The sequence below is a fragment of the Roseomonas sp. AR75 genome (genome assembly GCF_005222815.1).
Classification (GTDB): domain Bacteria; phylum Pseudomonadota; class Alphaproteobacteria; order Acetobacterales; family Acetobacteraceae; genus Falsiroseomonas.
This window is the reverse complement of sequence record NZ_STGB01000001.1, coordinates 1,253,744-1,269,926: the sequence shown is the minus strand read 5'-3', so window position 1 is coordinate 1,269,926 and position 16,183 is coordinate 1,253,744. Positions and strand designations below refer to the sequence as shown.

The 16,183-nt window shown below is 70.2% G+C and carries 18 protein-coding genes; 12 read left to right on the top strand and 6 right to left on the bottom strand.

What is annotated here, in order from left to right; all coding sequences use genetic code 11:
* Position 1 precedes the first annotated feature (1 nt).
* On the top strand, positions 2–322 hold the full coding sequence (locus E4T13_RS05960; RefSeq protein WP_199231386.1) for a DUF4387 domain-containing protein: 321 nt from the start codon (positions 2–4) through the stop codon (positions 320–322).
* A gap of 70 nt (positions 323–392) precedes the next feature.
* On the opposite strand, the gene E4T13_RS05955 is transcribed toward E4T13_RS05960, so the two are convergent.
* Together E4T13_RS05955 and E4T13_RS05950 are read right to left on the bottom strand one after the other, a co-directional pair.
* Positions 393–1,175 (bottom strand): class II aldolase/adducin family protein, encoded by a 783-nt coding sequence (locus tag E4T13_RS05955; protein ID WP_137177281.1) that lies wholly within the window; start codon positions 1,173–1,175, stop codon positions 393–395.
* A gap of 20 nt (positions 1,176–1,195) precedes the next feature.
* A complete protein-coding gene (locus E4T13_RS05950) occupies positions 1,196–2,167 on the bottom strand; it encodes a tripartite tricarboxylate transporter substrate binding protein (RefSeq protein ID WP_137177280.1) in 972 nt (323 codons plus the stop codon).
* Between the two features lie 116 nt (positions 2,168–2,283).
* Between E4T13_RS05950 and E4T13_RS05945 the strand changes: the two genes are divergently transcribed.
* A complete protein-coding gene (locus E4T13_RS05945; RefSeq protein ID WP_137177279.1) occupies positions 2,284–3,378 on the top strand; it encodes an Ldh family oxidoreductase in 1,095 nt (364 codons plus the stop codon).
* Positions 3,379–3,384: 6 nt separating this feature from the next.
* On the opposite strand, the gene E4T13_RS05940 is transcribed toward E4T13_RS05945, so the two are convergent.
* A complete protein-coding gene (locus tag E4T13_RS05940; protein ID WP_137177278.1) occupies positions 3,385–4,575 on the bottom strand; it encodes an MFS transporter in 1,191 nt (396 codons plus the stop codon).
* A 19-nt stretch (positions 4,576–4,594) separates the two neighbouring features.
* Positions 4,595–5,374: an amino acid ABC transporter permease gene (locus E4T13_RS05935; protein ID WP_206030078.1), complete on the bottom strand. Its 780-nt coding sequence runs from the start codon at positions 5,372–5,374 to the stop codon at positions 4,595–4,597.
* An 87-nt stretch (positions 5,375–5,461) separates the two neighbouring features.
* On the opposite strand from E4T13_RS05935, the gene E4T13_RS05930 reads away from it, so the two are divergent.
* The 3 genes from E4T13_RS05930 to E4T13_RS05920 are packed head-to-tail and all read left to right on the top strand — an operon-like array spanning position 5,462 to position 7,979.
* Positions 5,462–6,793, top strand: a complete 1,332-nt coding sequence (locus E4T13_RS05930) for an aromatic ring-hydroxylating dioxygenase subunit alpha (RefSeq protein WP_170984827.1) — start codon at positions 5,462–5,464, stop codon at positions 6,791–6,793.
* On the top strand, positions 6,790–7,593 hold the full coding sequence (locus tag E4T13_RS05925; protein ID WP_137177276.1) for a transporter substrate-binding domain-containing protein: 804 nt from the start codon (positions 6,790–6,792) through the stop codon (positions 7,591–7,593). The genes E4T13_RS05930 and E4T13_RS05925 overlap by 4 nt, the downstream gene beginning before the upstream one ends.
* The gene (locus E4T13_RS05920; protein ID WP_206030077.1) at positions 7,569–7,979 is read left to right on the top strand and encodes a Rid family hydrolase; all 411 of its coding nucleotides are present in this window, start codon (positions 7,569–7,571) and stop codon (positions 7,977–7,979) included. Before E4T13_RS05925 ends, E4T13_RS05920 begins: the two co-directional genes overlap by 25 nt.
* Here E4T13_RS05920 and E4T13_RS05915 read toward each other — a convergent pair.
* Entirely contained in the window at positions 7,970–8,752 is a 783-nt protein-coding gene (locus E4T13_RS05915; protein ID WP_137177275.1) for a creatininase family protein, read from the bottom strand. The two genes, E4T13_RS05920 and E4T13_RS05915, sit on opposite strands and share 10 nt — an antisense overlap.
* A gap of 2 nt (positions 8,753–8,754) precedes the next feature.
* Here E4T13_RS05915 and E4T13_RS05910 point away from each other — a divergent pair, with 2 nt between their 5' ends.
* From E4T13_RS05910 to E4T13_RS05880, 7 genes are read left to right on the top strand one after another with little or no spacing between them, the layout of a single operon-like run.
* Positions 8,755–9,954: an FAD-binding oxidoreductase gene (locus tag E4T13_RS05910; RefSeq protein ID WP_170984826.1), complete on the top strand. Its 1,200-nt coding sequence runs from the start codon at positions 8,755–8,757 to the stop codon at positions 9,952–9,954.
* A 23-nt stretch (positions 9,955–9,977) separates the two neighbouring features.
* Positions 9,978–10,967: an isopenicillin N synthase family oxygenase gene (locus E4T13_RS05905; RefSeq protein WP_206030076.1), complete on the top strand. Its 990-nt coding sequence runs from the start codon at positions 9,978–9,980 to the stop codon at positions 10,965–10,967.
* Complete coding sequence (locus tag E4T13_RS05900) at positions 10,964–11,599, top strand: phosphohydrolase (RefSeq protein WP_137177273.1); 636 nt, start codon at positions 10,964–10,966, stop codon at positions 11,597–11,599. Before E4T13_RS05905 ends, E4T13_RS05900 begins: the two co-directional genes overlap by 4 nt.
* 22 nt (positions 11,600–11,621) lie before the next feature.
* Positions 11,622–12,416, top strand: a complete 795-nt coding sequence (locus tag E4T13_RS05895) for an amino acid ABC transporter permease (protein ID WP_137177272.1) — start codon at positions 11,622–11,624, stop codon at positions 12,414–12,416.
* Between the two features lie 20 nt (positions 12,417–12,436).
* Positions 12,437–13,300 carry a transporter substrate-binding domain-containing protein gene (locus tag E4T13_RS05890; RefSeq protein WP_137177271.1) on the top strand — a complete coding sequence of 288 codons (864 nt, stop codon included), beginning with the start codon at positions 12,437–12,439 and terminating at the stop codon, positions 13,298–13,300.
* 19 nt (positions 13,301–13,319) lie between these two features.
* On the top strand, positions 13,320–14,225 hold the full coding sequence (locus E4T13_RS05885; RefSeq protein ID WP_170984825.1) for an amino acid ABC transporter permease: 906 nt from the start codon (positions 13,320–13,322) through the stop codon (positions 14,223–14,225).
* A gap of 11 nt (positions 14,226–14,236) precedes the next feature.
* On the top strand, positions 14,237–14,863 hold the full coding sequence (locus tag E4T13_RS05880) for a carboxymuconolactone decarboxylase family protein (RefSeq protein WP_137177269.1): 627 nt from the start codon (positions 14,237–14,239) through the stop codon (positions 14,861–14,863).
* Between the two features lie 40 nt (positions 14,864–14,903).
* Here the strand turns inward: E4T13_RS05880 and E4T13_RS05875 are convergent, their stop codons facing one another.
* The gene (locus tag E4T13_RS05875; RefSeq protein WP_206030075.1) at positions 14,904–16,004 is read right to left on the bottom strand and encodes an alpha-hydroxy acid oxidase; all 1,101 of its coding nucleotides are present in this window, start codon (positions 16,002–16,004) and stop codon (positions 14,904–14,906) included.
* Between the last annotated feature and the right edge of the window lie 179 nt (positions 16,005–16,183).

The following is a 16,183-nucleotide window of genomic DNA, read 5'->3' as shown; positions in this document are numbered from 1 at the left end:
CATGCGCAACATGCCCACGCTGCGCGACCTGGCCAGCACCATCCGCAGCAAGAATGCCGGGGTGGACCACATCACCTTCGACCTGATCTTCCGGGAGCGCGCGAATTTCGAGCGCGTGCGGGATTCCGGGGTGCTTTCGGCGGAGAAGGTGGCCGCGCTCTATCGCATCCCACGCGAACGGGTGACGGATTTCGTGGTGTTCGAGCCGGCGAACGCGATCAAGTTCACCATCCGCCGCGAGCGCCCCTCCGGCAGCCCCGGCGAGCACGACGTCTTCGGCGCCCAGCAATACGCGCCGCTCTTCGACGTGGAAGTGCCGTAGACACGCCATCTCCCTCCCCCGCTTGCGGGGGAGGGTCGGGGTGGGGGCGCGACCGACCGCGCCCGAACGCTCAGCTGTCGAAATCCGGATCCGTCCGCCGCAGCTGCCGCAGCAGTCCCGGCCATTCCAGCAGCCCGTATTTCCGCGAGTTCGGCGGATCGTACATCGCGCAGGACTTTTGGACGACCTCCTCGCTCGGCATCTCGAGCTCGGTGTTGCACGCCATCGCCTGCAGCTGCGCCTGGCAGGCGCGCTCCATGCCCCACATGGCGATGAAGGCCTCGGCCACGCTGTCGCCGATCGTCAGCAGCCCGTGGTTGCGCAGGATGCAGTAGTTCCGGCTGCCGATGCTGCGCGCCAGGCTCTCGCGTTCCGCCGGGTCGCGCTCCGGGCCACGGAAGTCGTGATAGGCGATACGGCCGTAGAAGCGCGTCGCCGTCTGCGTCAGCGGCAGCAAGCCGCATTTCAGCGCGCTGACGGCCATGCCCGCGACGGTGTGCGTGTGCATGACCGCCTGCGCATCCGGCCGCGGCCGGTAGATGCCGCTGTGGATGGTGAAGCCGGCGGGATGCAGCCCATAGGGCGTCTCCGGCCGGTACAAGATCTCGCCATCGACGTTCACCTTCAGCAGCGAGCTGGCGGTGATCTCGCTGAAGAGCATGCCATTCGGGTTGATCAGGAACTGGCCGGGCGCGTCCGGCACGCGGCAGGTGATGTGGGTGTAGATCATGTCGGACATGCCGTAGCGGTCGCAGAGCCGATAGCAGGCGGCGAGATCGACCCGCGCCTGCCACTCCGCCGCGCTGACCGAGCCCTGGAGGGGGGCGATCTGCAGGGGCTGGACGATGGTCATGCCTCAATGCTCCTCGTCGTTCATTCCGGGCGGATGCCGAGCTGCGCAACCAGCGCGCGCCACTTCTCCATCTCCACCGGCAGGCGCGCGGCCAGCGGCGCCGGGCCGTCCAGGCGCAGCACGCCGGCGGCCTCCGCCATGCGCGCCTTCAGCTGCTCATCCTCGCGCAGCCGCGCCAGCTCCGCCACCAGGCGGTCGCGCAGCGCGGGCGGGAAGCCCTTCGGCGTGTACATCGAGAAGAAGTTCGGCGCCTCGTAGCCCGGCACCTTCTCGCCGATCGCCGGCACGTCCGGCACCACGGCGACGCGTTCTGCCGTCGTCACGCCGAGCAGCCGCGCCCGGCCCTGGCGGACATGCTGCAGCACCTCGATCGAGCTGCCGAAGATCAGGTCGATCTCGCCCGCATAGATCGCGTTCACCGCCTGGCTGATGCCCCGATAGGGCACATGCGTCAGCTTGATCCCGGCCATCGTGGCGAAGAGTTCCGTGGTCAGGTGGTTCGCCGAGCCGACGCCGCCCGAGCCGTAGTTCAGCTTCTCCGGATTTGCCTTCGCGAAGGCGAGCAGGTCGTCGAGCGTCCGATACGGGGAGTCCATCCGCACCATCAGCCCCGCGGGCAGGTCCACCACCGTGGTCAGTGGCTCCAGGTCACGGGTCGGGTCGAAGCCGAGCGACGGTCGCAGCACCGGCAGGATCGTGACGGAGGCCGAGATGAACAGCAGCGTCGCCCCGTCCGGCTCAGATTTCGCCACATGCTGCGCGCCGAGGCCGCCGCCGGCACCCGGGCGGTTCTCCACCACGAAGGCCGCGCCGAGGCGCTGGCTCAGCCGGTCCGCGATGATTCGCGCGGGAATGTCCTGTGGCCCGCCGGCGGCGAAGGGGATCACGATGCGGGCCTGGCGCACCGGCCAGGCGTCCTGCGCCCGCGCGGCCCCTGCGATCCCCGCAAGCGCCAGGGCCGTGCCGCCCCGCAGCAGATGCCGTCGTTCCATGGTTTCCTCCGTTGGCTTTGCTTGGCCGCAGAGTGCCACGACGTGCCGCGCCGCGGTAGGCAGGGGCGCGGCGACCGGGCAAGCTCGGCCGCGAAACACGTGGAGCGAAACGCCGCATGGCCGAGATGCACCGGGTCCCCGCCGAGACCTGCCGCGCCCAGATCATGTCCATCCTTTCCGCCTGGGGCATGCCGGAGGAGGCCGTGCGCATGACGGCCGAGGTGATGGTGGAAACCGACCTGTCCGGCGTGGACAGCCACGGCATCTCGATGCTGATGAGCTATGACGAGAGCCGCCGGCAGGGCCGCCTGAACCTGCAGGCCAGGCCGCGCATCCTGCGCGAGAATCCGGTGACGGCGCTGCTGGATGCCGATGCGGGTCTGGGCCATCCGCCCTCCGTCATGGCGATGGAGCTTGCCATCGCGAAGGCGAAGGCGGCTGGCGTCGGCGTCGTGTCGGTCCGCAACTCGCACCATTTCGGCGCGGCCGGCTACTACGCGGCGATGGCCTCGCAGGCCGGGCTGGTCGGGCTGGTGACGAGCGCGACGCGCACCGTCGGCGTGGTGCCGACGCGCGCCGCCGTGCCGGTGCTCGGCACCAATCCCATCGCCTTCGCCGCGCCGGCGCAGCGCAACCGGCCCTTCCTGCTGGACATGGCGACCAGCACCGTCGCGGCGAACAAGGTCAAGGTCTACGACCTCCAGGGCAAGGCGCTGCCGCCCGGCTGGGTGCTGGATGGCGAGGGCAGGCCCATCACCGATGCCGCGCTCGGCTGGGACACGGTGATGAAGCAGCCGAAGGGCGGCCTGACGCCCGTGGGCGGCACGCCGGAGATGGCCAGCCACAAGGGCTACGGGCTGGGGATGATGGCGCATATCCTGGGCGGCGTGCTCTCCGGCGCGTCCTTCTCGCCCATCCGGGTGCGCACGCAGCGCCCGCAGGACCCCGACGATATCGGCCATTTCTTCATGGCGCTCGACCCCGATGCGTTCCGCGAGGAGGGCGCCTTCGAGCGCGACCTGGATGACGCGATCGACGTGCTGCATGCCGCGCCACCGGCCGATCCTGACCGGCCCGTGCTCGTCGCGGGCGACCCCGAGGCGGCGTCGCGCGCGGAGCGCCTGCGCGATGGCATTCCGATCCCCGCCACCCTTGCCGCGCGGCTGCGCGAGGTCTGCGCGCGTGCCGGCGTGCCCTGCCTGCTGCCGTGACGACCGTCAGTCGCGGCCGCGCAGCATGAACAGGCCGAGCAGCAGGGCGGGCAGGGCGCTGACCACGAAGCCTGCGCCGTAGCTGCCGGTCAGGCTCAGCATCAGCGCGAAGACCAGCGGCGCCACCAGCCCGCCGACCTGGCCGAAGGAGAGCACGCCGCCGGTCGCGGCGCCGCGCATGCCCGCCGGCGCAAGCCGCGCCGCCTCCGCCAGCAGCACGCCGTGCCAGGACAGCGCGGTGATGCTCATGCCGAGCGCGGCCGCGCCGATCATAAGGACGGAGTCGAGCGCGCCGGCCAAGCCGAGCAGGATGCCACTCAATCCCATGCCGATGGCGAGCAGCCCCATCAGCCGCCCGGGTGCGACATGGGCGCCGGCCACCCAGCCCCAAAGGATGCGCCCGGGCACCGCCACGAGAGTCGCCCCGGAGAAGAAGGCTCCGGCCGCCGCCAGTTCCTGGCCCTGCGCGACCAGGAAGGTCACGAAGAAGGCGATGAAGGCGCTCTGCAATCCGCTGAAGGCGCCGCAGGCCAGCGCCAGGTTCCGCAGATCGCGCCCCCGCATGACCACGCCGAGCGTGCGGTGCATGTCGGAGAGGCGGAAGAGTTGCGTCGGCACGCGGTCGTCATCGAAGCCGCGGCGGAGCGGCTGGAGCATCGCGGCGAAGGCGAGGCAGCCGGCCGCGCCGAACAGCATCGCCGCGCGCCAGCCCCACCAGCCCGTCAGCAGCGGCCCGACCAGCCCGGAAAGCAGCAGGCCCGCCGGCACGGCAGTCTGCTTGATGGAGAAGACCAGCGGCGCCTGCTTTGCCGTGGCGTAGCGCCCCAGCAGGTGCGAACTGGCCGGCGTGGACAAGGCCGAGCCCGCGCCGCAGAGAAGCGCGGAGATCGCGAAGAATGCCACCGGCGGCACCGTCGCGACCGCCAGCGCCAGCGCCAGCAGCAGCAGCGAGACCTGGCTCATCCGCAGCGCGCCGTGGCGGATGATGAAGCTGCCGCAACTGAGCTGCGTGACCAGTGCGGCCATTGCGACCATGCCGACATAGATGCCGAGCAGCGCGGGATCGAGCTGCTGGTCCGCGAGAATCGCGGGTGCGATCACCGGCGGCAGGTTGCGCCCGAGCGTCGCGAAGCTCTGCTGCACGAACATCGCGCCGAGCGCGACCAGCAGCAGGTTCCGTCCTTCGCCCAGCCGCATCCTCCCTCCTTGACGGTTCTCAGCCGGCGCTGCGCACGGACTGGTCCGCCTGCATCCGGCGCTCGAGCCAGCGCACCGCGGCCGAGATCAGCAGGATCAGCACCAGATACTCCAGGATCAGGATGGTGTAGATCTCAAGCGGGCGGAAGACGGTGACGACCAGCTCATTGGCCTTGCGCGTCAGCTCCTGGAACCCGATGACGGATGCCAGGGAGCTCATCTTCACGACGTAGATGAACTGGTTGGCCATGGGGGGCAGCACGCGCCGGATCGCCTGCGGCAGGATCACGAAGCGCATGCGGTTCCAGGGCGAGAGCCCCAGCGCCATCGCCGCCTCGCGCTGGCCCCGCTCGACGGATTGGATGCCGGCCCGGAAGATCTCCGCCTCGAAGGCGGAATCGCAGATGGCGATGGCGAGCATCGCCGCGACGAAGACATCCAGCCGTATGTCGAGCACCACGGGCAGGCCGTAGAAGACCCAGAGGATCATCACCAGGATCGGGATGGCGCGAAACAGCTCGACGTAGGCGCGGTTGATCCATCGCAGCGGGCGCAGCCGCGCCATGCCCAGCAGCGCGACCGCCATGCCGAGCAGGATCGACAGCACCATCGTCGCCAGCGAGAGCGAGACCGTCGCCCAGAAGCCGGAGACGAGGAAGCCGAGATTGGCCTGGCCGCGCGCATCCCGCGGGTCCACGACATGCCAGGCCCAGTTGCCGCCACATCCGGCCAGCAAAGGCGCCAACGCCACCAGCAGCAGCAGCGCGCGCGCCGCCCCCTTGCGAGCCGATCCCATCATCCCCCGCCGATCCGAACGCCGACGGTTGCGCCGGCGGTGCCGAGTGTCGCACCCTGCTTCCCGGGCGCAAGCCGCGACGAGGGGGATATGCAGGGCGACCTGTCGGAACGCTATGCCGGCCACCGGCGGCGCGCGGTGCCCGCGCCCGATCCGGAACTGACGCAGGTCGGGCCGGGCACACCCTGCGGCGACTACATCCGTCGGGCCTGGCAGCCGGTGTGCCTGGCTTCGCAGCTTGCCGAGCTGCCGCTGGCGCTGCGTGTCCTGGGCGAGGACCTCGTCGCCTTCCGCGATGGCGAAGGGCAGGTCGGGCTTCTGCACCGCCATTGCAGCCATCGCGGCGCGAGCCTGGAGTTCGGCCGGATCATGCCGCGCGGGATCGCCTGCTGCTATCACGGCTGGCACTACGACCGCGACGGCACGATCCTCGCGACGCCGGCCGAGCCGGAAGGCAGCCAGATCCGCCATCGCCTGCGCCACGGCGCGTATCCCGTGGTCGAGCGGCACGGGCTCGTCTTCGCCTATCTCGGCGATCCCGCCGCCGTGCCGCCACCGCCCGTCCTCGACGTGGAGCAGGAGCCCGGCGTCACCCTCGCGCCCTTCCTGCTGGAGATCCCCTGCAACTGGCTGCAGGTCTATGAGAACAGCCAGGACCCCGTGCATGTCGTCTGGCTGCATGCGCGCAATGCCGGCGCGCATTTCGACGAGTCCAACAGCGCGGATCAGGAACTGGACTACGTGCCGACCCCGCTCGGCATGATGAACGTGCAGTCGCGCCGCTGGGGCGGCATGGCCTGGACGCGCACGGTGGAATGCATCCTGCCCAACCTGAACCAGACCGGCGCCATCTGGGAGGATGCGGCGGAGGAGAAGGCGTTCCAGCGCGTCGGGCTGACGCGCTGGGTGGTGCCGGTGGACGATACGCACAGCCTGCAGATCGGCTGGCGGCACCTGGGACCCCATCTCGATCCGCATGGCAAGGATCGGCCGGAGCGGATCGGCCTCGGCAGCATTGACTTCGAGGGCCAGGACGAGTCCGCCGGGTACACGGATCGCCAGCGCCGCCCCGGCGATTACGACGCACAGGTCAGCCAGCGTGCCGTCGCGGTGCATGCGCTGGAGAACCTGGCGAGCAGCGACCGCGGCGTCGCGATGCTGCGCCGCCTGCTGCGGCGTGCGGTGCGCAGCCCCGGGATGCCCGCGCAATGCGTCGCCCCGCAGCCGATCGCCACCTTCTGCCAGGATACGATCACGCCGCTGCCGCCCGCGCCGGATGATCGCGCCCTGCTGCGCGCGCATGGCGCGGCCGTGGCACAAGCCGTGCTAGACAGCGCCACCCTGCCGCGCGAGGCGCGGCGCAATGCCATTTCCGCCGCCGCAAGCGGCACGTCCCTGCACATGGAGGAGACTTCCGCATGAATCGTCGTCATTTGCCGGCGGCGGCGGCCGCTGCCGCGGCGCTGGCCCTGCCCATCCAGGCGCAGGCGCAATCCGCCGGGTCCGGCAAGCTCGCCAGCATCCAGTCCTCCGGCCGCATCCGCTTCGGCACGACTGGCGACTTCAACCCGATGAGCTTCCGCGATCCCGCCAGCCGCGAGTATCGCGGCCACCAGATCGATGCCGCGAACCAGCTTGCCAAGGATATGAATGTCCGCGCCGAGTTCATCGCGACGGATTGGCGCACGCTGATCAATGGGCTGCAGGCCGACCAGTACGACGCGGTCTTCACCGGCACCTCGATGTCGGTGCCGCGCGCGATGGCGGCGGGCTTCACCATTCCCTGGGGCCGCAACGCCTTCGTGCCCCTGGTACGGCGGCGCGACGCGACGAAATTCGCCAACTGGGATGCGCTGAACCAGCGCAGCGTCACCATCGGCACGAATCTCGGCACGACGATGGAGACCTGGGTGCAGGGTGCGCTGCCCAACGCCACGCTGCGCCGCGTCGAAAGCCCGGCACGCGACTGGCAGGAACTGATCGGCGGGCGGGTGGATGCGACCATGTCCTCCCTCATCGAGGCCGCCTTCCTGACGAAGGAATACCCGGACCTTGTCGCGATCTTCGCCAATACGCCGCGCAATCCGATCCCGATGGCCTTCCTCACCCCGCTGAACGACGTGGTCTTCACCAACTTCCTCAGCAACTGGATCACCATTCGGCTCGCCAGCGGCTTCTTCGACGAGATCAACGCGAAGTGGGGAGTCGTGCAGGCGTCGTGACGCGGCGGCACTACGACACCGGGCGGCCCTGGGAGAAATCCTGCGGCTACAGCCGCGCCGTCCGGGTCGGGCCCTATGCGGAAACCGCGCTGTGCAGCCCCTGCGGGCCGGACGGCGCGGTGCTGCATCCCGGCGACGTGTATCGCCAGACGCTCGCCTGCCTCGACCTTGTGAAGGAGGCGCTGGAAGGCGTGGGCATGACGCTCGCCGATGTGGTGAAGACGCGCATCTACGTCGCCGATCCCGCGCATTGGGAGGAATCCGGCCGCGCCCACGGCGAGGTCTTTTCCGAAATCCGCCCCGCCCTCGGCTGGGTCTACATGACCGGCTTCTTCGCGCCCGGCATCACCGTGGAGGTGGAGGCGACCGCCTTCCGTCAGGAATGAGGGTCCGGCGCGGATTCGAAGCCCGCGAAGACCTCGGCCAGTTCCTCCGCGGCCGCCTGCAGCAGCGCCGCGCCCTGTTCCGCCGTGGCGAGCGCGGCATCGGCGCCGACCACGCCCTCGGGGTAGCGCGCGCGATGCCGGGCCGCATCCTCGTGCCTGTCGCCACCGAGATCCACCAGCGGATCGGGCGGCAAGGCGCGATAGGCCGGCCACGCGCCGGGCGCGCCGCCCGTGACGTGCAGCGCGATCGCGATCTCGGAGGGCGTGCCATGAAAGCCCTCTCGATCACCATAGAACTCGCGTCGCAGCGCGCCGAGCCGCGGCCCCTCCCACCAGGCGCGCAGCTTCACGGTGAGCGGCTGCGGAAAGACGAGTCGGCCGAGCGAGACGTCCGAATACACCTCCTGCACGGCGGCCAGTGCCGGCGCGACATTGGCGCCATGTCCGGTGACCAGCAGCACGCGGCTGAAGCCGGTGCGGCCGAGGCTTGCCAGCACATCGCAGAGCAGCGCGCCCAGCGTCGAAGGCCGCAGGCTGACGGTGCCCGCGAAGCCCAGGTTGAATTGTGCGGGACCGTAGGCCAACGCCGGCATCGCCACGCCGCCCGCGATCTCTGCGGCTCGCAGCGCGACCGCCTCGGCGCAGATCGTGTCCGTGCCGAGCATCCCCGCCGCGCCGTGCTGTTCCAGGCTGCCGAGCGGCAGGATCACGCCGCGCCGCCCGCGCGCCAGCCGTTCCTCCACCGCGGGCCATGTCATCCGGTCGAGACGCATCGATGCTTCCCCTGACGCGGCAGGTCGCCGCCCTCATTCCCCCCGCCGCCGCCGCGCGCCCGCTGCGCGTCGCGATCGTTGGCGCCGGCATCCTCGGCCTCTGCACCGCCTGGGCGCTCGCGCGCCGCGGCCATGCGGTGACGGTGCTGGAAGCCGGAAAACTGCCGAACCCGCAGGCGTCGTCCACCGACGAGGGCCGCATCATCCGCCATGCCTATGGCACGATGGAAGGCTATGCCGCGATGATGCCGGCGGGCTTCGCCGCCTGGCGTGCCCTGTTCGCCGAAACCGGCGCGGACCGGCTGGTGCCATGCCGCGCCGTCTATGCGCTTCGTGCCGAGAGCCCGTGGGAGGCCGCGGTCGCGCGCACCCAGGCTGCCGCCGGCCTCGGCTTCCACCGCCTGGATGCCGCCGCGCTGGATGCGATCCCCGTGCTGAACCGCGAGGGTCTGCTCCGCGCCGTCGAGGTGGACGGCTCCGGCATGCTGCTGGCGCGCCCGATCCTGGAGGACCTGCTCGCGCTGCTGCCGCGCCGCGGCGTGACGCTGCGTGGCGGCGCCGAGGTCGCGGCGCTCGCGCCCGGCGGCGTGCGGCTCGCGGCTGGCGAGCGCCTTGCCGCGGACGCCGTGATTGTCGCGGCTGGCGCCTGGGCGCCGCGCCTCCTGCCGGAGATCGCCGAGGCAGCCGGCCTGCGCGCCTCGCTCCAGACGCTCGCCTATCTGGAGCCGCCCGAGGATCTCGCCGCAGCCTGGGCTTCTGCGCCGATGCTGCTCTGCCGCCTGCCGGGGCACCCCACCGGCGGGGTCTATGTGTTGCCGCCGCGCGCCGGCACGCGACTCAAGATCGGCGACTACGATTCCTCCGCGCCGGGCATGCCGGACGCTCTGCCGGACGAGGCCCGTCGGGCCGCGCTGCTCGAGGCCGGGCGCGCCGCCATCGCCGGCTTCGCGCGGCATCGTGTGCTCGGCCTGCGGCATTGCCTCTACACCATGGCGCCGGAGGACCGCTTCGTCCTGCGCAGCGCCGGGGAGGGCGCCTGGCTGGCTTCGGCCTGCTCCGGCCATGGATTCAAGCTGGCGCCGCTGATGGCCCTCGGCCTCGCTGCTGCGTTGGAAGGGGCGATGGAGCCGGAGAAGCTCACTTTCTGGGCGGCAGGGCGCGAAGGGGAGGCTTCCCTCCGGCGCGCCGAAGCGGGATCGTAGCGCACTCAGCGCGGAGAACGCCCATGTCCTATGCCACCGCACGCGCCATCGCCGTGGACGAGATCCCCGTGATCGACATCGCGCCGCTCGTCGCGCGCGATCCCGCCGGTGCCGCCGCGACCGGCGCCGCGATGCGCGAGGCGAGCGAGCGCATCGGCTTCTTCTACATCTCCGGCCACGGCGTTCCTGATGCGCTGACGCAGAACCTGTTCGCCACTGCCGCGCGCTTCTTCGCCCTGCCGGAAGACCAGAAGGCGACGGTGAAGGTCAACAAGCGCCATCGCGGCTGGATCGGCCATGGCGGCGCGAAGATGTACGGCACGGCCAGGGCCGACCTGAAGGAAAGCTTCGTCTGGGGGCTGGAACTGCCCGAGGACGATCCGGATGTCGCCGCCGGCACGCCGCTGATGGGCCCGAACCAATGGCCCGCGGCGCTGCCCGAACTGCGCCCGGCGCTCTATGGCTGGTACGAAGCCGTCGTGGCCGCGGGCCACGCGGTGCTGCGCGGCCTGGCGCTCAGCCTCGGCCGCGACATGGATTTCTTCGCGAAACCCTTCGAGCGGCCGCTCGCGCGTGGCTCCGCCATCTGGTACCCGCCGCAGCCGCCCGATCTCGGGCGCGAGCAGTTCGGCGTGGCGCCGCATACCGATTACGGCGGCCTGACGCTGCTCGCGCAGGACATGACCGGCGGGCTTCAGGTGAAGGGCAGCGACCGCGACTGGGTGATGGCGCATCCGATCCCCGGCACCTTCGTGGTGAATATCGGCGATCTGATGCATCGCTGGACCAATGGCCGCTTCCACAGCAACCCGCATCGCGTGGTGAACACCTCCGGCAAGGCGCGGCAGAGCGCCGCGGTGTTCTTCGACCCCGGCTTCCACGCCGTGGTGGACCCGCGCGACCTGCTGGACGATCCGGCGCAGGCGAAATATCCGCCGATCGCCTGCGGCGAGTGGGTGGTCGGCAAGTTCGACAAGGCGTTCCAGTACCGCGCGCCGGCGAGCCCGCCGTGACCCGCGAATTTCCCGCCAACCCTGACCCTTCGCCGCTTCTCTCGGCGGAGATGGGGTATGTGCCGGCGGTGGAGATGCAGGATTTCCGTCGCGCCGAATGGACAATGCTGCGCGACCAGCGCCGACCCTTCGATGCCGCACTCCAGGCCCGGCACGTGCTGCGCGCGCTGGAGGATTCGGCCGCCGATCCCGCCTTCGGCTACCTCGTGAACAACTACCGCCATTGCGTGCAGGCCGCGACAGCGGCGCTGCAGGACGGGCGGGACGAGGAGTATGTCGTCGTCGCCCTGCTGCACGACATCGGCTTCACCATGTGCCCGAGCAACCATGGCCCGTTCGCGGCCGCGCTGCTGGGACCCTATGTCTCGGATGCCAGCCGCTGGCTGTTGGAGCACCACCAGCTTTTCCTGGACTTCCACTGCCACGATCATCCCGACGAGGCCTGCGACCGCGATGCGCGGGAGCGTTGGCGCGGACACCCGCACTTCGCCGCCACGGCCGAGTTCGTGGCGCGCTTCGACCAGGGCACCGTCATCCCCGGGCTGCCGGAAGCCCCGCTCTCCGTCTTCGCCCCCATGGTCGCGCGCATCTTCGCGCGCCCGCCGCGCCGCCTGTCGCTGCGTGACGACTGAACGCGAGGGGCGGGAACCTCCGATGGTGCGGCGCCGGCGGCTGCGCCGCCGTGCGCTCGACCTTCTGCAGTTCGCGCTGTTCCTTCTGCTGCTCGGCTGGCTGCTGTTCGAAGGCGCCACGCGGATGGGCTACAACTGGCAATGGTACCGCGTGCCGCGCACCCTGCTGCAGGTGTACGACGGCGAGATCTTCCTGGGCCCGCTGCTGAAGGGGCTGATCGTGACGCTGGAGATCAGCGCGGTCGCGCTGGTGCTGACCGTCGCCATCGGGCTCGGCGCCGCGGTGCTGCGGCTGTCCGGCTCGGTCGCCGGGCGCTGGCTGGTGGTGGCGTATGTGGAGGCGATCCGCAACACGCCGCTGCTGGTGCAACTCTACCTGGTCTACTTCATCCTTTCGCCGATCCTGGGGCTGGACCGCTTCTGGGCCGGGGTGTTGTGCCTTGCGGTCTTCGAAGGCGCCTTTGCCGCGGAAATCTTCCGCGGCGGCATCATGGCCGTGCGCCGGGGCCAGTGGGAAGGCGCCTGGGCCCTCGGCCTGTCACGCCGCGCGGCCTACCGCTTCGTCGTGCTGCCGCAGGCCCTGCGGGTGATCCTGCCGCCGCTCGCGGGCCTCGCGGTGTCGCTGGTGAAGCATTCGGCCATCGTCAGCGTCATCGCCGTATTCGACCTGACCAATGAAGGGCGCAACGTGATCAGCGACACCTTCATGACCTTCGAGATTTGGATAACCGTCGCGGTGCTCTATCTCTGCGTGACGGTGCTGCTGTCGCTCGGCGCCGGGCTGCTCGAGAAGCGGCTCAAGGGCGCAATGGCCTGAACCAAGGAGGGAAGATCACCATGACCGACGAATCCGGATTCCGCCGGCGCCTCATCGCCCCGGCCGCAGGCGGCCTTGCCGCATTGGGCGCCTTCGCCTTCGGCCGGCCTGCCGCAGCGCAGGGGAATGATGCGCGCGCCGCGCTGGCGGCGACCTCGATGGTCGAGGAGGTGAAGCGCCGCGGCACGCTGCGGGTCGGCATGTCCACCTTCGTGCCCTGGGCCTTCCGCAACCGCGCGGGGGAGCTGGTGGGATACGAGATCGACGTCGCCAACAGGCTGGCGCAGGACATGGGCGTGCGCGCCGAATTCGTGCCCACCGCCTGGGACGGCATCATTCCCGCGCTGCTGGCCGGCCGCTTCGACGCGATCATCGGCGGCATGACCATCACGCCGCAGCGCAACCTGAGTGCCAACTTCACCGTGCCCTATTCCGCCACCGGCGTGGACATGGCGGCGAGCAAGCGCATGGCGGCGAACATGACGACGCTGGATGCGTACAATCGCCCCAACATCACCATTGCCGGCCGGCGCGGCACCTCGGCGCTGGCCGCCGCGCAGCGCCTGCTGCCGCGCGCGACCTTCCGCCAGTTCGACGACGACGCGCAATCCATCCTGGAAGTGGTGAACGGCCGCGCCCATGCGATGGTCGGCAGCATTCCCCGCCCGCTGTTTGCCGTGCTGGACAACCCCGATGCGCTGTTCAGCCCCTTCGCCGAGCCGATGGCGCGCCAGGCCGATGCCATGGCGCTGCGCAAATCCGACCCGGACGCGCTGAACTTCCTGAACAACTGGATCCTGCTGCGCCAGCTCGATGGCTGGCTGGAGGAGCGCCAGAAATACTGGTTCAGCGCCCGCGAGTGGCGCGACCAACTGCCGGGCTGAGGACGCGAAGCGGCGCGGGATGGACCTGCCGGGCGGTCCCTATGCGCGGCGGCGGCGTGCGGGGCTGCTGGATGCCGCGGTCGTGGTGGGCGTGGCCTGCGTGCTGGGCATGCTCGCCTGGCGCGCGGGCACCGCGCTCGACTACCGCTGGAACTTCGCGCCGGTCTGGGGCTTCATCGCGCGCCACGATGCGGAGCGTGGCTGGGTCGCGAACCTGCTGCTGCAGGGGCTGCTGACGACGCTCCGCGTCTCCTTCTGGGCGGCGTTGATCGCGGCGGTGGTGGGCGTGGCGATGGGCATCGCGCGTACCTCCCGCCTGCTCCTGCCGCGCCTGATCGCGGGCTTCTACGTGGAGACGGTGCGGAACATCCCGCCGCTGGTCTTCATCTTCGTCTTCTACTTCTTCGTGGCCAGCCAGGTGCTGCCCGCGCTGGGCGTGGAGGACTGGATCCGGCGGCAGGACCCGGCGACGCTGCGCTGGATCGAGTGGCTGTTCGGCCCGCCGCAATTCGCTGCCGGCGTCATCGCCGCCATCCTCTGCCTCGGACTGTTCGAAGGCGCCTATGTCACCGAGATCGTGCGCGCCGGTATCCAGTCGCTGCCGCGTGGCCAGTGGGAAGCGGCCGAGGCGCTCGGCCTCTCGCGCCGCGCAGCGCTCCGCCATGTGATCCTGCCCCAGGCCTTCGCGCGCACCGTGCCGCCGCTCGCCGGCCAGGCGGTCTCGCTCGTGAAGGATTCCTCGATCATCTCGCTGGTCTCGATCCAGGATCTCGCCTTTCTCGGCAACGAGGTGGCGGCCACGACCAGCCGCGTCTTCGAGACATGGCTGATCGTCGCCGCCTTCTACTTCATCGTCTGTGCCAGCCTCTCCGCGGTTGCCGCCCGGCTCGAACGACGCTTCGCCGCGCGCGGAAGGAACGCCTGAAAGGAAACGCCATGCCCGCGACCGGGAAGAACCCCGCCTGGGTGCGCCTCGTCCCCTATGAGGAGAGCGAGGGCTATCTCCGCACGCTTTACGACCGCGTGAAGGGGCCGGGCGGGCTGATCGACAACGTGATGAAGGCGCACAGCCTGCGGCCGCACACGATGGAGGGCCACAGCGCGCTGTACAAATCCGTGCTGCATCACACCGGCAACACGATGCCGGTGTGGTTCCTGGAATGCCTCGCCGTCTACACCTCGCTGGCGAACCGGTGCGACTACAGCATCGCACACCATTTCGCCGGCTTGTCGCGGCTGCTGCAGGACGAGGCCCGCGCGCAGGCGATCTACCGCGCCTTCGCCGCCGCGAAGCCGGAAGCCGTGTTCGGCGGCAAGGAACTCGCGCTGCTGCGCTACGTGCGCAAGCTGACACTCGAGCCCCAACGCATGGAGGAGGCGGACATCCTGGCGCTGCGTGAGGCCGGGGCGAATGACGGCGAGATCCTGGAGGCCAACCAGGTCTGCGCCTATTTCAACTATTCGAACCGGTTGCTGAACGGCCTGGGGGTGACAACCCAGGGCGACATCCTCGGCACCTCGCCCCCCAACACCGACAGCCTGGACGATTGGGAGCATCGGTGACGCGGCGGCCGGGGACGTGTGCCGTCCCCGGCGGTTGGTATCAGTAGCCGCGATCCGCTTCCGACAGCAGCGGGAACGCCGAATGCACATGCGGCTTGGAGGTCGGATGGGCGGCCACCAGCTGGTTCCGCTCCACCTCCGCGAAGCGCGTCGCGCCCAGCAGCCCAAGGCAGGTCTGCACCTCGTCCTCCAGCAACTGCAGCACGCGCATCACGCCATGCTCGCCCGCTGCCGCCAGGCCGTAGCAGTAGAGCCGGCCTATGCCGACCAGCTCCGCCCCCATCGCCACGGCTTTCACCACATCGGTGCCGCGGCTGACGCCGCCATCCATCCATACCCGCGCCTTGCCGCCGACCGCCTGCACCACTTCCGGCAGCACCTCCAGCGAGCCCCGGCCGTGGTCGAGCTGCCGCCCGCCATGGTTCGAGACGAAGACGACCTGCACGCCGTATTTCACCGCGAGTTCCGCATCCTCGCCCATGCCGATGCCCTTCAGGATCAGCGTGACGTCCGGGTGGCGATCGCGGAAGCGGGCGATGTCGGACCAGGAAAGCGAGGCCTGGTAGTTCATCCCTTCGGAGCGCGCGCGCCAATGCTTCACGAAGCGCTTGGCGATGTCGCGTTCGCGCCGGCTGTAATGCGCGCTGTCCACGGTGATGGCGAAGGCGTCGTAGCCGGCATCCATCGCGCGCTTCACATGCGCGTCCACGAAGTCCGGCCCGCCGCGCACATAGAGCTGGAAGATCTTCGGCCCGTCGCCGATCGCCTCCGCCGAACGCTCCAGCCCCGGCTCGGTCACGGAGGAGACCATGATCGGCACGCCGAAGGATGCCGCCGCGCGGCCGGCCGTCGCCGCCCCGCCGGGATCGAAGCTGTCGAGCGAGCCGACCGGGCACAGCATCACCGGCAGCCTGATCTTCCGCCTGCCGAGGAAGGTCGCGCCGCTGTCCACCGCGCTGACGTCGCGCAGCACGCGCGGGCGGAAGGCGACGGAATCCAGCGCGGCACGGTTGCGCTGCATCGTCGTCTCGGTCTCGGTCGCGCCGACCAGGTAGTCCCAGATGTTGGCGTTCAGCCGGAGCTTGGCCGCCTTCGGCAACTCGTGCAGCGTCTGGAAGCGTTCCTGGCCTTCGGTGGACATGGCATTCCTCATCAGTACCGTGGCTGTAGTCTGCCTCGCGCGGGGCGGGCTTCCTAGAGCAGCGCCCGTTCGAGTGGAACCGCTCCGCGGTTCCGCCGAACGGGCATAAGCTGCTCTAGAGTCATCGCTTCTAGAGCACGACCTTCCGATCGACTGACCCCGGTCGATCGGAACGTGCT

Bases quoted from the DNA above. Each gene is read 5' to 3' on its own strand.
- E4T13_RS05890 (WP_137177271.1), top strand. From the start codon at position 12,437: ATGACCGACGAATCCGGATTCCGCCGGCGCCTCATCGCCCCGGCCGCA.
- E4T13_RS05895 (WP_137177272.1), top strand. From the start codon at position 11,622: ATGGTGCGGCGCCGGCGGCTGCGCCGCCGTGCGCTCGACCTTCTGCAG.
- E4T13_RS05950 (WP_137177280.1), bottom strand. From the start codon at position 2,167: ATGGAACGACGGCATCTGCTGCGGGGCGGCACGGCCCTGGCGCTTGCG.
- E4T13_RS05905 (WP_206030076.1), top strand. From the start codon at position 9,978: ATGTCCTATGCCACCGCACGCGCCATCGCCGTGGACGAGATCCCCGTG.
- E4T13_RS05880 (WP_137177269.1), top strand. From the start codon at position 14,237: ATGCCCGCGACCGGGAAGAACCCCGCCTGGGTGCGCCTCGTCCCCTAT.
- E4T13_RS05945 (WP_137177279.1), top strand. From the start codon at position 2,284: ATGGCCGAGATGCACCGGGTCCCCGCCGAGACCTGCCGCGCCCAGATC.
- E4T13_RS05875 (WP_206030075.1), bottom strand. From the start codon at position 16,004: ATGTCCACCGAAGGCCAGGAACGCTTCCAGACGCTGCACGAGTTGCCG.
- E4T13_RS05910 (WP_170984826.1), top strand. From the start codon at position 8,755: ATGCTTCCCCTGACGCGGCAGGTCGCCGCCCTCATTCCCCCCGCCGCC.
- E4T13_RS05960 (WP_199231386.1), top strand. From the start codon at position 2: ATGCGCAACATGCCCACGCTGCGCGACCTGGCCAGCACCATCCGCAGC.
- E4T13_RS05940 (WP_137177278.1), bottom strand. From the start codon at position 4,575: ATGCGGCTGGGCGAAGGACGGAACCTGCTGCTGGTCGCGCTCGGCGCG.
- E4T13_RS05925 (WP_137177276.1), top strand. From the start codon at position 6,790: ATGAATCGTCGTCATTTGCCGGCGGCGGCGGCCGCTGCCGCGGCGCTG.
- E4T13_RS05930 (WP_170984827.1), top strand. From the start codon at position 5,462: ATGCAGGGCGACCTGTCGGAACGCTATGCCGGCCACCGGCGGCGCGCG.
- E4T13_RS05885 (WP_170984825.1), top strand. From the start codon at position 13,320: ATGGACCTGCCGGGCGGTCCCTATGCGCGGCGGCGGCGTGCGGGGCTG.
- E4T13_RS05955 (WP_137177281.1), bottom strand. From the start codon at position 1,175: ATGACCATCGTCCAGCCCCTGCAGATCGCCCCCCTCCAGGGCTCGGTC.
- E4T13_RS05915 (WP_137177275.1), bottom strand. From the start codon at position 8,752: ATGCGTCTCGACCGGATGACATGGCCCGCGGTGGAGGAACGGCTGGCG.
- E4T13_RS05935 (WP_206030078.1), bottom strand. From the start codon at position 5,374: ATGATGGGATCGGCTCGCAAGGGGGCGGCGCGCGCGCTGCTGCTGCTG.